The 13,959-nt window shown below is 65.4% G+C and carries 13 protein-coding genes and 1 riboswitch; of the genes, 2 read left to right on the top strand and 11 right to left on the bottom strand.

The window, feature by feature from the left end; genetic code table 11:
* Positions 1 to 23: 23 nt before the first annotated feature.
* The 6 genes from FNL14_RS21805 to FNL14_RS21780 form a co-directional block, all read right to left on the bottom strand.
* Positions 24 to 782, bottom strand: a complete 759-nt coding sequence (locus FNL14_RS21805; protein ID WP_142064588.1) for a class I SAM-dependent methyltransferase — start codon at positions 780 to 782, stop codon at positions 24 to 26.
* A gap of 56 nt (positions 783 to 838) precedes the next feature.
* Positions 839 to 2,287 carry an aminotransferase class V-fold PLP-dependent enzyme gene (locus tag FNL14_RS21800; protein ID WP_142064585.1) on the bottom strand — a complete coding sequence of 483 codons (1,449 nt, stop codon included), beginning with the start codon at positions 2,285 to 2,287 and terminating at the stop codon, positions 839 to 841.
* A 36-nt stretch (positions 2,288 to 2,323) separates the two neighbouring features.
* Positions 2,324 to 2,437, bottom strand: a riboswitch (SAM riboswitch).
* Between the two features lie 161 nt (positions 2,438 to 2,598).
* Entirely contained in the window at positions 2,599 to 3,411 is an 813-nt protein-coding gene (gene hisN, locus FNL14_RS21795) for a histidinol-phosphatase (RefSeq protein ID WP_091415634.1), read from the bottom strand.
* A 48-nt stretch (positions 3,412 to 3,459) separates the two neighbouring features.
* On the bottom strand, positions 3,460 to 4,575 hold the full coding sequence (locus FNL14_RS21790) for a ribosome small subunit-dependent GTPase A (protein WP_142064582.1): 1,116 nt from the start codon (positions 4,573 to 4,575) through the stop codon (positions 3,460 to 3,462).
* Positions 4,559 to 5,947, bottom strand: coding sequence for a 3-phosphoshikimate 1-carboxyvinyltransferase (gene aroA / locus FNL14_RS21785; RefSeq protein WP_142064579.1), 1,389 nt, complete (start codon positions 5,945 to 5,947; stop codon positions 4,559 to 4,561). The genes FNL14_RS21790 and aroA overlap by 17 nt, the downstream gene beginning before the upstream one ends.
* Before the next feature lie 7 nt (positions 5,948 to 5,954).
* Positions 5,955 to 6,503: a DoxX family protein gene (locus tag FNL14_RS21780; protein ID WP_142064576.1), complete on the bottom strand. Its 549-nt coding sequence runs from the start codon at positions 6,501 to 6,503 to the stop codon at positions 5,955 to 5,957.
* Between the two features lie 281 nt (positions 6,504 to 6,784).
* Between FNL14_RS21780 and FNL14_RS21775 the strand changes: the two genes are divergently transcribed.
* A complete protein-coding gene (locus FNL14_RS21775) occupies positions 6,785 to 7,552 on the top strand; it encodes a sigma-70 family RNA polymerase sigma factor (protein ID WP_091415641.1) in 768 nt (255 codons plus the stop codon).
* Positions 7,549 to 7,809, top strand: a complete 261-nt coding sequence (rsrA, locus tag FNL14_RS21770) for a mycothiol system anti-sigma-R factor (protein WP_091415642.1) — start codon at positions 7,549 to 7,551, stop codon at positions 7,807 to 7,809. Before FNL14_RS21775 ends, rsrA begins: the two co-directional genes overlap by 4 nt.
* A gap of 129 nt (positions 7,810 to 7,938) precedes the next feature.
* On the opposite strand, the gene FNL14_RS23885 is transcribed toward rsrA, so the two are convergent.
* The 5 genes from FNL14_RS23885 to FNL14_RS21750 all read right to left on the bottom strand — a co-directional run.
* Entirely contained in the window at positions 7,939 to 8,013 is a 75-nt protein-coding gene (locus tag FNL14_RS23885; RefSeq protein WP_369299106.1) for a 50S ribosomal protein bL37, read from the bottom strand.
* Positions 8,014 to 8,158: 145 nt separating this feature from the next.
* Positions 8,159 to 8,773: a PadR family transcriptional regulator gene (locus FNL14_RS21765; protein ID WP_142064573.1), complete on the bottom strand. Its 615-nt coding sequence runs from the start codon at positions 8,771 to 8,773 to the stop codon at positions 8,159 to 8,161.
* Complete coding sequence (locus tag FNL14_RS21760; RefSeq protein WP_142064570.1) at positions 8,773 to 9,633, bottom strand: DUF4097 family beta strand repeat-containing protein; 861 nt, start codon at positions 9,631 to 9,633, stop codon at positions 8,773 to 8,775. Before FNL14_RS21760 ends, FNL14_RS21765 begins: the two co-directional genes overlap by 1 nt.
* A gap of 81 nt (positions 9,634 to 9,714) precedes the next feature.
* On the bottom strand, positions 9,715 to 10,314 hold the full coding sequence (locus FNL14_RS21755) for a GDSL-type esterase/lipase family protein (RefSeq protein ID WP_142064567.1): 600 nt from the start codon (positions 10,312 to 10,314) through the stop codon (positions 9,715 to 9,717).
* A gap of 141 nt (positions 10,315 to 10,455) precedes the next feature.
* Positions 10,456 to 13,959: multifunctional oxoglutarate decarboxylase/oxoglutarate dehydrogenase thiamine pyrophosphate-binding subunit/dihydrolipoyllysine-residue succinyltransferase subunit (locus tag FNL14_RS21750; protein WP_142064564.1), on the bottom strand; the 3,504-nt coding region annotated here is incomplete at its 5' end.

Raw genomic sequence — 13,959 nt, 5'->3', positions numbered from 1 at the left:
GCCTACCCGTTCACCACCGGCGGTCATGCTTTGGTGGCCCGCCAGGTAAGCGTGAGGTAGGGCAGTTCGAGCTCTTCGTCCAGGCTGTGGCCGAGGTGGTCGTGCAGATACCAGTCGAGGTTGGCCAGCACTTTAGCGCGGGTGGTTTCACCGGCCCGCAGGTAGTAGCTCCGCGACTTCGTCAGCTCCACAAGGTCGGTGGTGGTGACACGGTCCTGCCAATGCGTTAGGTGGCCCTCAAGATCGCGGAACTCCGGCCCTACGTGCGGCCGGAAATCCGGCTTGTAAACGTCTCCGGCATGCATGATCCGCGAAAGCCGGTGAACCCATGGAACCGAGGTGTCCAGCTGGTTCCAGATCAGGCCCAGAGTTCCGTGCGGACGCAGGACGCGTGCCAGTTCAGTGCTGGCTGCGAGGGCGTCACACCAGTGCCAGGCCTGGGCAACGCTGACGACGTCGAAGGCTGCCGCGGGCAGTCCGGTCGCCTCCGCGGTGGCCCGGACAGCCGTGGCGCCAGGATAGTGCGCCCGCAACTGTTCGAGCATGTCCTCGGACGGGTCCACGGCGGTGACTGACAGTCCCATGCCGAGCAGGAGTTCGGTGAACTTCCCGGTGCCGGCCCCGGCGTCGAGGGCATCGCGGGCTCCGGCGGGGACCAGCCATTGTGCGGATTCTTGCGGATAACCCGGCCGGACCTGCTGGTAGTGCCTGCCGCCGTCCTGGAAGCTCTGGCCGAGCTCCCGCCGACGTCCGTGGTCAAGTTTGGGGCCACCCCGTACCACCTGTGGCCCTCCTTCGATTGATGCCCTTGGGTATCCTCCGAATTTACCGCAAGTGCTTAGTCGTCGATGCAGGGAGCGGCACCCGCGGTGCCCGGGGTGTTGGGAGCCCAGTGCGGGTAGGTCCGGGTGTCGTTGGCGGGAACCCAGCGTCCGGCGTCCACCACGTAGTCCCAGCCCAGCCCGTTGGTGCGCAGCGCCGCGATACCGGCAAGGAGGCGTTCGGCGTCTTCCAGGCGGGAGCCGACGCCGAAGCTGGCGCGCAGGGAGCCCGAAGGCAGACCCAGCCGCTTCAGCAGCGGGTGGGCGCAGAAACGTCCGTCGCGCAGGCCCACGCCGTGTTCGGCGGACAGGTAGGCCGCCACCAGGCCGGCGTCGTAGCCTTCCACCGAGAAGTTGACCACACCGATGGTGTCCGTATCCGGGTTGGTGTCCTTGAAAATCTGGTGGACGGTGACGCCGTCGATCTGCTGCAGGCCTTCCACCAGGAAAGACCGGATGGCCGATTCGTGGGCATGCCACTGTTCCTGGTCCAGCCCGGCGATCACCTGGGTTGCGCGGGCCAGCGTGGCGGCGCCCAGGACGTTGGGGGAGCCGCCCTCATGGCGGGCCGGGCCGGTGGCCCAGCTGACGCCGTCGAGCCTTGCTTCCTTGACGGCGCCGCCTCCGGCAAGGTGCGGCCTTCCGGCGTCCAGCCAGTCCGTGCGGCCCACCAGCACGCCGGCGCCGAAGGGTGCGTACAGCTTGTGGCCGGAGAAGGCGAGGTAGTCGACGTCGTCCGCTGCAATATTCACGCGGCGGTGCGGTGCCAGCTGGGCGGCGTCCACCACGATCCGTGCGCCGTGTTCGTGGGCCAGTGCAGCCAGGGCCCGGATGGGAAGGATTTCGCCGGTGACATTGGACGCGCCGGTGACGGCGAGCAGGCTCACCCCGCCCTGCTCCAGTTCCGCGCGGACGGCATCGATGGTGCCGGCGATGGTGTCGGCGGCAACGATGCTGCGGTGCGGGACGCCCTGCCACGGCAGCAGGTTGGCGTGGTGTTCGATGTCCAGGTAGAGGACATCGCCGTCGGGCCGTCCGTCTGTTTCCGGCAGGCAGCCGGCCAGCAGGTTCAGCGAATCCGTGGTGTTCCGGGTGAAGATCACGGAGTCGTCCGGGCGGCCGCCCACAAACTCGCGGACGATGTTGCGGGCGTTTTCGTAGACGGAGGTGCTGATCTGTGACGCGTAGCCGGCACCCCGGTGGACGCTGGCGTAGAACGGCAGGATCTCGTTCAGGTAGGCCGAGACCACGGAGAGGGCCGGAGCCGAGGCGCCGTAGTCAAGGTTGGCGTAGCGGATGTGGCCGCCGTGGATCAGCGGCGCCTGGATTTCTGCGCCGGTGACGGCAGCGAGCGGCCGGCCGGCGGCGGCACGGCGGGCATCAAAGGTGGTTCCGGCCTGGGCTGTTCCAGACCCGGCAGCTTCGAACGTGGCGGTGGCATTGGGGGAGACGGTGGCAGTTGTCACGAAAGACCTCACTTCAGAAGGACTCCCGCTCCCGGGAATCCGCGCTTGCCGCATCCGCTCCGGACCGGCCTGGTCGTCACCCGGGGCACCCCACCGCGGTTGGAGGGTTGCCGGCCAGCAAACCGGGGTTTCGCGCTGGCACTCGTGACCTGGTTAAGAGCGTAGGACATCGGGTTGGGAGGTTTTAAGTCGGGGCGATTGTTAAGCGCTTTGTTACGCGCTGGCCGGAAAGAGCTTCTTTTGCCGAAGAAAAGAACGGCGGGCACCTCTCCAAGGAGGCGCCCGCCGCTGATTCTTCGATGATGCTGCTGTTACAGGAGGTCGTCCAGCTCCGGGTTCAACCTGCGGAGCACCTCGGAGTGCAGGATGGAGTTGGTGGCCAGGGCGTTGCCGCCGAAGGGCCCGTCTTCCCCTTCCAGGGATGTGAAGCGCCCGCCGGCTTCCACCACGATCGGTACCAGTGCCGCCATGTCGTACAGGTTCAGTTCAGGTTCGCAGGCGATATCCACTGAGCCCTCGGCCACCATGCAGTAGGACCAGAAGTCGCCGTACGCCCGGGTCCGCCACACATCCTCGGTGAGGCCCAGGAAGTTCTCCAGGCTGCCGCGTTCCTTCCAGCCGCCCAGGCTGGAATAGGAAAGGGAAGCGTCGGAAAGCTTGGACACATTGGATACCCGCAGCCGGGTGGCCGCGGCGAGCGAACGGCCCATGTAGGCGCCCATGCCCTTGGCCGCCCACCAGCGTTTGCCCAGGGCCGGTGCGCTGACCACACCCACCACCGGTTCGCCTTCGTCCACCAGCGCGATCAGGGTGGCCCAGACCGGGACGCCGCGGACAAAGTTCTTGGTGCCGTCGATCGGATCGATGATCCAACGGCGCGACCCGTGCCCCGTGCTGCCGAACTCCTCGCCCAGCACGGCGTCGCGTGGGCGGGAACGGGACAGCTGGCCGCGGATGGCTTCTTCGGCGGCCTTGTCCGCGTCCGTGACCGGCGTCAGGTCAGGCTTGGTCTCCACCTGGAGGTCCAGGGCCTTGAAACGGCCCATGGTCTGGTCATCCACGGAGTCGGCCAGCACATGGGCCAGGCGCAGGTCATCGTTGTAGCTTGAAGCGGGTTGGATCATGGTTCCAAACTACCGTCTGCGCGCGGTTCTGCTGGGAGATCGGCCCTGTCAGTTGACGCTGCCAAGCTCCTTGGCCTCCTGGGCCTCCATCCGGGGATCGGTGCCGAGGAGCCTGCGCAGCGAGGCCAGCCGGGCAACACCCGTGGCTCCGGCATGGCCGCCTTCCACCCAGGCATCCAGGCCGCAGTTCACAGCCGCGGCAGTGTGTTTGCAGCCGCGTTCACAGTCCTCGATGCCGGGGGAGAGGTCCGGAAAGGAGCGCAGGATCCGGTCCGGGTCCACGTGGGCCAGGCCAAACGATCGGATACCGGGGGTGTCGATGATCCAACTGCCCGGCGGCGCGTCCGACAACCTCAGCGCCAGGGCTGACGACGACGTGTGGCGGCCGCGGCCCGTCACGGCGTTAACCCCGCCGGTTGCTCGCTCGGCCCCCGTCAGTGCGTTCACCATGGTTGATTTGCCCACGCCCGAATGCCCCAGCATCACGGTGACTTTTCCGTCCAGGTAGCCCCGCAGCTCCGCCACTGCGTTACTGTCCAGCCGGGCTGACAATCCGTCATCAGACCGGGCGTCGATACCGGACGCCGCGGAGTCCGCCGTCCGGCTGATAATGACCGGGAAGTCCAAGTGCGTGTAGTTGGACAACAGCTCCGCCGGATCCTTGACGTCCGCCTTGGTGACCAGCAGGATCGGCTCGATCCCGGCGTCGTACGCAGCTACCAGGGCGCGGTCGATGAAGCCGGTGCGCGGCTCCGGGTTGGCCGCGGCCACCACAATCACCAGTTGGTCCGCATTGGCCACGACGGCCCGTTCCACGGGGTCGGTATCATCAGCGCTGCGGCGAAGGAGGGTTTTACGGTCCTGGATTTTCACCAGCCGGGCCAAGGTGTTGGGGTCGCCGGAAACGTCTCCCACGAGCGAGACGAAGTCGCCCGCCACCACCGGGTTGCGGCGCAGCTCACGTGCCCGGGCGGCGATGACCACGCGCTCGTTGCCGGAGTCCTCGCCCACCACTGCCGTGTACCGGCCGCGGTCAACTGTGACGATGCGGCCCGTGACGGCATCGTCGTGGCTGGGCCGGTCCTTGGTCCGGGGCCTGGAGCCTTTTTTGCTGGGCCGGATGCGGACATCCGACTCGTCCCAGGAGTCAGTGCTCCGCGCCACCGGCTGAACCTTCCGAAACTGCACTCGAAGCACCGGTCTGGGCCAGCATGTCCGCCCACAGCCGGGGAAAATCGGGCATGGTCTTGGCGGTAGTGGCGATGTCCTCCACCTGGACGCCCTCCACGGCCAGGCCAAGGATGGCTCCGGCCGTGGCCATGCGGTGGTCCGCGTAACTGTGTACGACGCCGGCATGCAGCTTCGCGGGCCGGATCACCAGCCCGTCGCTGGTCTCCTCGGCGTCGCCGCCCAGGCGGTTGATTTCGGTAACGAGGGCTGCCAGCCGGTCCGTCTCGTGTCCGCGCAGGTGCGCGATGCCGGTGAGCCGGGAGGGGGTGGTGGCCAGTGCGCAGAGCGCGGCGACCGTAGGCGCCAGTTCGCTGGTGTCCGCGAAATCGGCACCCTTGATGTCCGCTCCGCCTGTGACGGTGAGGACACCATCACGCAGGCTGACATCGGCACCCATCTCCGCCAGGATGCTGCGCCACAAATCCCCTACCTGCTGCGTCTGTTCAGGCCAGCCCGGAATCCGGACGGTTCCGCCGGACGCCAGTGCGGCGGCAAGGAACGGGCCGGCATTGGACAGGTCCTGCTCGATCTGCTGGTCGAAGGCGCGGATAGGACCCGCAGCAACAACCCAGTGGTTCGGGACAGAATCGTCAACCACAACCCCGGCGCCGCGCAGCACGGCAACTGTCATGTTGATGTGGTCCAGGCTGGGCACGGGTTTGCCGACGTGCTCCAGGTGCAGCCCCTCGGTGAACCTTGCGCCCACCAGCAGCAGGGCCGAGACAAACTGCGACGAGGCGCTGGCATCGATGACCAGGTGGCCGCCCCGGACCTCGCCGGAGCCTTCCACCACAAACGGCAAGGACGACGGCGTGCCGCCGTCCCGGGCGGAAACAGCCACTCCCAGCGCCTTCAGCGCTTCGATGATGGTTCCCATGGGCCGCTTCCGGGCATGCGGGTCGCCGTCGAACAGACTGGCGCCATTGCGCAGGGCAGCCAGCGGCGGCACGAACCGCATCACCGTTCCGGCGAGGCCGCAGTCGATCGTGGCTGCGGACGGTGTCCCGTCCGCAGCGATCGGGAGGACCTCAAGGTCCGGCCCGAAGGCACCGTCCCCCGGCACTTCGGTGATGGTGGCGCCAAGCTGGCGGAGCGCCTCGATCATCAGTGCCGAGTCCCTGGAGTGCAGCGGAGCGCGCAGCCGCGACGGGCCGTCGGCCAGGGCGGCGAGCACCAGGTACCGGTTGGTCAACGACTTTGAGCCGGGCACGGTGACCGTGGCATTCACGGGGCGGTGCGCGAAGGGGGCGGGCCAGTGGGGAAGGGACGCTCCGGTGTTGTCCCGGGCGGCGGCTGGTGCGGTCATGTGCTGCTTATGCCCCCGTGGCGTGTTCGACGGCGCGGCGTACAACCTTGTCGGCTTTGTGCAGCTTCTTGTTGGTGGTCTTGCGGGCATCCGACGCGAGGTGCGCGGCGCCCTTCCTCGCGTCAGCCGCCAGATGCTCGGCGCGCCAGGCGAGCCCCGGCTTTCCTGCAGTGTCCACGGAGGCAAGCAATGCCCCTCCACTCAGGGACAGGTTCTTCAGGAGCTGGCTGCGGCGGTTCGCGCGGCCCTCCTTGCTGCTGATGTCTGCGCTGCGCCATTCGACGAACGTATTGAGCATGGAAACCACAGTCAGCACGGTGGCCGAAAGACGGGAAAACTTTCCCAGGCCGAACAGGACGCCGGCGCCCACCTGAGTGCCGCCGATGATCCGGGCCAGTGTCTTCTCATCCGTCTGGAAAGGCAGCGCCGCCGCTGCCTTGCTCAGCAGGGGTGAGAGCTGTTGCGCGGTATCGTCGGCATTTTTGAGCTTATCCATTCCGGCAAGTACAAAACTGGAAGCCAGCATGGGCCGTGCGAGTGTGCGGACAAAGGACATGGATTTCCTCCTGGGTGGACGAACCGCGTCTGGTGCGGCGGAGTCCGTTCTAGTCTTGCACTTTTGGGGAATATTTGCCTGAAGCCGCAGGTTATGGAAACTGGGCCTGGAAAGCGGGGGCCCACAAGACAAAGCACCGGACAACAGAGTGGAGTTGGCCCTTGAGGCGGGTGTTGGACGGAATCGAAGCAGCAGGACCGGTGGCTATTCACTCGATGGGGGCTGAACCCCCTGAGTATGGTCCGCCGCGTGCGCATAGCCTGACAGTAGACTTGAAGGCAATGAGCACCTTGGATCCGGCCGTTTCGGCCATGTATGAGGCTTCGCAGAACGAAGCCAAGAGCAGCGCTGATACCCGGCCCGAGCTGGCAGAGCCGGCGGAAGACTCCGGGCAGCCTGCGGAAGCAACCGAAGAAGCGGTCAACATTTCCACGGAGTCCGCGGAGGACCGCCGTGTCCGGTTTGAACGCGACGCGATGCAGTACGTCGATCAGCTGTACTCGGCGGCCATGCGGATGGCCCGGAACCCCGCCGATGCAGAGGACCTCGTCCAGGAGGCCTACACCAAGGCCTTTTCCGCGTTCCACCAGTACAAGCCGGGAACCAACCTCAAGGCCTGGCTGTACCGGATCCTGACGAACACCTATATCAACCTGTACCGCAAGCGGCAGCGCGAACCGCTCCAGTCCAACTCTGACACCATTGAGGACTGGCAGTTGGCACGTGCTGAGTCACACACCTCCAGCGGGCTGCGGTCCGCTGAGGCGGAGGCGCTGGATCACCTGCCGGATTCGGACGTCAAACGCGCCCTTCAGGCCATCCCCGAAGAATTCCGCCTCGCGGTGTATTTCGCGGACGTTGAAGGGTTTGCGTACAAGGAAATCTCAGACATCATGAACACCCCCATCGGAACAGTGATGTCCCGGCTCCACCGCGGCCGGAGAATGTTGCGGGACATGCTCGCGGAATACGCCGCCGAGCGGGGATTCAAAACAGCCGCAGTTGCACCGGATGCGGCGGAAAGCACACAACAGGAGAACAGGAAATGAGCGACTGCCAGGGATTGGGCGACTGCGACGATACCCGGATGCAACGCATCTACGAGTACCTCGACGGCGCGTTGACACGTGAAGACATCACGGAAATCAAGACGCACCTCGATGAGTGCCCGGAGTGCACGGAGCAGTACGACCTTGAGTGCGTCATTCGCAACATGGTCAAGCGCTCCTGCACCGAAGCTGCTCCGGACAACCTGAAGAACGCCATCCTGGACCGGATCCACTCGATCCGTCCAGTGGATGCGTAGCCAGTAGCGGACGCACAGTACTGCCGGATGCGCAGGCCGCGATCCCGGAACCCCGATTAAGTACAAAGGACCCCGGAAGCCGAATGGCTTCCGGGGTCCTTTGCTGTAACCGCTATACCTGGCATGTGCCTAGGTGTTGGGGCGCTTCCCGTGGTTCGCGCCGCCACGCTTACGGTCACGACGTTTGCGTGCACGCTTGCTCATAGCTGGCCTCCTTACTGTTGGTACTCAAAAAGAGCTGCCCTCAAGTCTCCCACATGATCTGATGCCCCGCGAACCGGCGACCGCCGCGTGACCTGCGGTTCAAGGAGGCTTCGCCCGTGCCGGGAGCGGGGAAGGCTCCGGCAGACTAGTTCCGAAGTGAGTTGCGGATGGCGATGCCCGCCTGCTCCAGCACGGTCCGAAGCGTTTCCAGAACCACGGGACTAAGGGGTTGCTTGCCTGCCTGTACCCGGAGTTCGGCGCGAAGGTCATCCCGGAAAGCCTGGAGCATCAGCTCGGCTTCCTTGAGTGAGCCTTTGCTGTCTGACGCCGGGCCGCCTTTGAGGGCCGTGAACGCGGCCGACGCCGCACCGGCGCGGGCGGCCTCGGCGGTGGCCGCGAGGTCGGCCCTGAGCCCGCGCATGTTGCTGCGGATATCCTCACGAAGGTTGTCTGCCAGCCGGCGCACCGACGCAGAGATTTCCTTCTCTACTCCTGCCAGTTCCTCGCGGCGCAGGTTGAGTTCCGCCAGGCCGGCCGGCGTGATGCGGTAGTTGGTCCGGCGGCCTGAGGTTTCGGTGACCACCAGGCCCTCTTCCTCCAGTTTCCCGAGCCGGGGGTAAATGGTTCCGGCGCTGGGGGAGTAGGTCCCGCCAAACCGTTCCTTGAGTGCCTTGATCAGTTCGTAGCCGTGCTTTGGACCCGATTCGAGGAGGGCAAGCAGGTACAGCCGCAGGGCGCCGTGGGCAAAGACAGCTGGCATCAGTGCCGTTCTTCCGCAGACCCCGTGGTGTTTCCGTTTGCCTCGCCGGACTCCCTGTGCAGGATGGAGGTCTTGCCCGATACGGAATTGGTCCTGACCAGCATAAGTTTGGCGTCGGGGCCGGCAATCGTCTCCACCTTGCCGCCCGTGACGTGGTACTGCTGGTTGCCGATCACCACTGCTCCAGTGGCCGATTTGGCAACGATATCCACGCCGACGTCGTGGGGGATCCGGATGGTGAGGTTGCCGGAAACTGAATTGGCGCCGAAATCCTGGGTGAAATCCAAGAGGTCGAAGTTCATATCGCCGCTGACTGTGTTGGCGCGGATGTGGCTGAAGTGCCCCGAAGCGGTGACCTCGCCTGAGACGGTCTTGGCAGTGAGGACACCGCTGTGGTTCCGGGCGCTGACTTCGCCGCTCACAGTGGTGATGAACAGTTCGCCGTCGGTGCGGTCGGCCATGACGGAACCTGAGACAGTGTTCAGGCGTGTACGGGAGGCCATTCCTGACACCAGGCCGTCACCGCTGACCGTGCCTGCCTCAACCTCCACGGTGGCAGGCAAGGCAATGCTGATGACGGCGTAGTTTTCACTGTGGTGGTTCACCGTTCCCATGAGGTTCTTGAACCAGCCCTGCGGTCCGTGAAGCTGGTGCCGGACCTCCAGCCGGCCGTCCTGCAGCGAAACAGCCACGGGGTCGCCCTGCACTTCGGAAATCTCGATCCGGGTGTAGGGCTGTTCGTGGGCCACTACATCGAACCGGCCACGGACCATCCCCAGTTTCAGTGATGCGACAGACTCGACGTCGATTGTCTCCGCGCCCGTGACATCCCAGTTCTGGTCAGGTGTTGTTCCAGCCATGGTTCCTCCAAAGACGATATATCGTGTTTGACCAAAGTACCCCCGGAGCGGGAGGACTTCAAGATATATCGCGAAGAAAGGCTACTCTGGCGCTGCCATCCCCAGCCACTGGAACCAGCCTCGGTGCAGCACCAGCCATGCCATCAGGCCGTAGCCCGCCTGCCCCGGCGTGCCCCCGTTGGCCGCAAGGTCCTGGCGCCACTGCTCGTGGTTCAGGAGCGGGGAGAAGGTGTCCACGTAGAGGTGCTTGCGGCGGGTGGTGACGTCAGCGAAAGCAGTGTTCAACTCGTCGAGGCGCCGGTTCTGGGCCGGGTCGAGGGTGGGCGGCGGCCCGACAACAAACACCTCCAGCCGGTTCTGCGAAGCAGAATCCAGAATGTTGGCCAGGTTAAGCCGGCTGCGCGCCGTGGACAGGCCGAACTCGATATCACGGCCGGACAGGCCGATGACCAGGCGGTTCTCGTACTGGCTGTTGAACCTCCGGCCGGTCTCCTCCAGCCAGCGGGCGGCCAGGCCCTCCGTACCTTCCTGCGGGCAGGGAAGTGCGTAGCTTTCCAGGACCAGCCCGTCCTGGGGAGTGCGGGCCAGTACGCGGCCCAGCCAGCCCAGCGCCCGGGGGTCACCCAGTCCGGCCAGCAGTTCATCTCCTACAGCTGCGATACGCAGCTTCCTGTCTTCCACACGTTCCTCTTTACTTCGGTGCCTGCCGGCCGCCACCCGGGAATGTTTCCCTGTCCGGGCAGGCGCTGTCCATCCCATTAAACAGAACCGCCCGGCCGGAGTCTGGTATTTCGACGTCCGGCCGGGCAGCCTTATTGATTACTACCGTGCAAATGCCTGCTTCAGCAGGGCATCCTGCTCCGCGGCGTGGCGCTTCATGGAACCCGCAGCGGTGGACGCCGACGCGGGGCGCGACACGAGGCGCACCTTGCGGTCCAGTGCGTCCGGAAGGTTCAGCCCGATGAACGGCCACGGCCCCTGGTTGGCAGGCTCATCCTGCGCCCAGACAACCTCGGCGTTCGGGTACTTGGCCAGTTCGGCAGCAATCTCCACGTGCGGCAGCGGGTAAAGCTGCTCCACCCGGACGATTGCCGTGGTGGTGTCGCCGGTCTTCTGCCGCGTGGACAGCAGATCGTAGTAGAGGCGGCCGGAGACCAGCAGGACGCGTTCGACGGCGTCTGCGGCCAGCTGCTCATGCTCAGGGATCACCGGGCGGAAAGTGCCATTCGTGAAGTCTTCCACGGACGAGGCGGCAGCCTTGAGCCGCAGCAGCTGCTTGGGCGTGAAGATGATCAGCGGCTTCCGCGGACGGCTGTAAGCCTGGCGGCGCAGCAGGTGGAAGTGCGAGGCGGCCGTGGTGGGGTTGGCCACGATGATGTTTTCTTCGGCACACAGCTGCAGGAAGCGCTCGATCCTTGCGGAGGAGTGGTCCGGGCCCTGGCCCTCGTAGCCGTGCGGCAGCATCAGCACCAGCGAGGACCGCTGGCCCCACTTCTGCTCGGCCGAGGAGATGAACTCATCGATGATGGTCTGGGCGCCGTTGACGAAGTCGCCGAACTGGGCTTCCCAGAGGACGAGGGCGTCGGGGCGTTCCACCGAGTAGCCGTACTCGAAGCCCATGGCCGCGTATTCGGACAGCAGCGAATCGTAGATCCACAGCTTGGCCTGGTCGTCGGAGAGGTTGCCCAGGGGCAGCCATTCCTTGCCGTTGGCGCGGTCGTGGAAGACGGCGTGGCGCTGAACGAAGGTGCCGCGGCGGGAGTCCTGGCCGGCCAGGCGGACGGGCACTCCTTCCATGATCAGTGAGCCGAAGGCTGCGATCTCGCCGAAGCCCCAGTCGATGCCGCCTTCACGGGACATCTGCTCACGCTTCTCGAGCAGTTGCTTGAGCTTCGCGTGGACGGTGAAGCCCTCGGGAATCTCCACGTGAGCCTTGCCGATCCGGGCCAGTGTGTCAGCGGAGATGGCCGTTGATACCGGCGCGTTGGTGCTGGAATCGGACTGCTGGGCGATGGGCCGCTCGATGTCGGACACTGCTGCCGAATCCGCCGTGATGATCGGAATCGGGGAGGTCTGGGCTGCATGGGTCTCAGCGAAGACGCGCTCCAGCCGTTCCTGGTAGTCGCGAAGCAGCTGCTCGGCTTCTTCCTCGGTGATGTCACCACGGCCGATGAGCGATTCGGTGTAGAGCTTGCGCACGGAACGCTTGGCTTCGATCAGGTTGTACATCAGCGGCTGGGTCATTGAGGGGTCATCGCCCTCGTTGTGCCCGCGGCGGCGGTAGCAGACCATGTCGATGACAACGTCCTTGTGGAACCGCTGGCGGAACTCGTAGGCGAGCTGGCCAATCCGGACCACGGCCTCCGGGTCGTCGCCGTTCACGTGGAACACCGGGGCCTGGATCATCTTGGCAACGTCGGTGGAGTACGTGGACGAGCGTGACGAGGACGGGGCCGTGGTGAAGCCCACCTGGTTGTTGACCACGATGTGGATGGTTCCGCCGGTGCGGTAACCGCGCAGCTGGGACAGGTTCAGGGTTTCAGCAACCACGCCCTGGCCGGCGAAAGCGGCGTCACCGTGCACCACGATGGGCAGCACCGGGAAGGACTCGCCCTGGTCCAGGCGGTCCTGCTTGGCACGGACGATGCCCTCGAGGACGGGGTCCACAGCTTCGAGGTGGGACGGGTTGGCAGCCAGGTAAACCTTGGTCTCCTTGCCGTTGTCCGAGGTGAACGTGCCCTCGGTACCCAGGTGGTACTTGACGTCGCCGGAGCCTTGGACCGAACGGGGATCCTGCGTGCCTTCGAATTCGCGGAACACCTGTGCATAGGTCTTGCCGGCGATGTTGGTCAGCACGTTCAGGCGGCCGCGGTGGGCCATACCGATCGCGACCTCGTCCAGGCCGTCATCGGCGGCGTCGGACATGATGGCATCCAGCAGCGGAATCAGGGACTCCCCGCCTTCAAGGGAGAAGCGCTTCTGGCCCACGAACTTGGTCTGCAGGAACGTCTCGAATGCTTCGGCAGCATTCAGCTTGGAGACGATGCGCAGCTGCTCTTCACGGCTGGGCTTCGAGTACGGGTGTTCGAGCTGGTCCTGGAACCACTTGCGCTCGGCAGGCTCCTGGATGTGCATGTACTCGATGCCGGTGGTGCGGCAGTAGGCGTCACGCAGGACACCCAGGATGTCGCGGAACTTGAGCATGGACTTGCCGCCGAAACCGCCGGTGGGCCACTCGCGGTCCAGGTCCCACAGGGTCAGGCCGTAGGTGAGTACGTCAAGATCCGGGTGCTTGCGCTGGACGTATTCCAGCGGATCGGTGTCCGCCATCAGGTGGCCGCGGACGCGGTAGGAGTGGATCAGCTGCTGGATCCGGGCGACCTTGTTGATCTCGTCGGCCGGATCAACCTGCTTGTCCGCGCTCCAGCGCACCGGCTCGTACGGGATGCGAAGGGACTCGAAAATCTCGTCGTAGAAGTTCTGCGCGCCCAGCAGCAGCTGGTGGACCAGCTTTAGGAACTCCCCGCTGCCGGCACCCTGGATCACCCGGTGATCGTAGGTGGAGGTCAGGGTCAGGACCTTGCTGATGGCGTTCTGGGCGATGATCTTCTCGCTGGCACCCTGGAATTCTGCGGGGTAGTCCAGCGCGCCGACGCCGATGATGGCTGCCTGGCCCTTGGAGAGGCGGGGCACCGAGTGCACAGTGCCGATGCCGCCCGGGTTGGTCAGGGAAACCGTAGTGCCCTGGTGGTCCTCAGCCGTGAGCTTGCCGTTGCGGGCGCGCTTGATGAGGTCCTCGTAGGTGTGCCAGAACTCGGAGAAGTTGAGGGTTTCCGCCTTCTTGATGTTCGGCACCATCAGCAGGCGGGTTCCGTCGGGCTTGGGCATATCGATGGCGATGCCGAAGTTGACGTGTGCCGGCTGGACGGCGACGGGCTTGCCGTCCACCTCGTCGTAGTACACGTTCATCGAGGGGAACTGGGAGAGCGCGCGGATGACGGCGTAGCCGATCAGGTGCGTGAAGGAGACCTTGCCGCCGCGGGCGCGTGCCAGGTTGGAGTTGATGACAACACGGTTGTCGATCAGCAGCTTGGCCGGGATGGCCCGGACGCTGGTTGCGGTGGGCACCTGAAGGCTGGTGACCATGTTGGTGGCGATCGCCTTGGCCGGTCCGCGCAGGATGGACACAACGTCCTCTTCGGGGGCGGTGGGGGCCTTGACGTTCTTGGGCAGCTGCGCGGGGATGGGCTGCGAACCGGTGCCGGACTCGGTCTTTTTTCCACCATCGCGGGCGACGGTGGCGGGGGCTTTCTTGACGGCAGCGGG

The sequence above is a fragment of the Pseudarthrobacter sp. B4EP4b genome (assembly GCF_006680095.1).
Taxonomy (GTDB): Bacteria; Actinomycetota; Actinomycetes; order Actinomycetales; family Micrococcaceae; genus Arthrobacter.
This window is presented reverse-complemented; position numbering and strand designations above follow the sequence as displayed.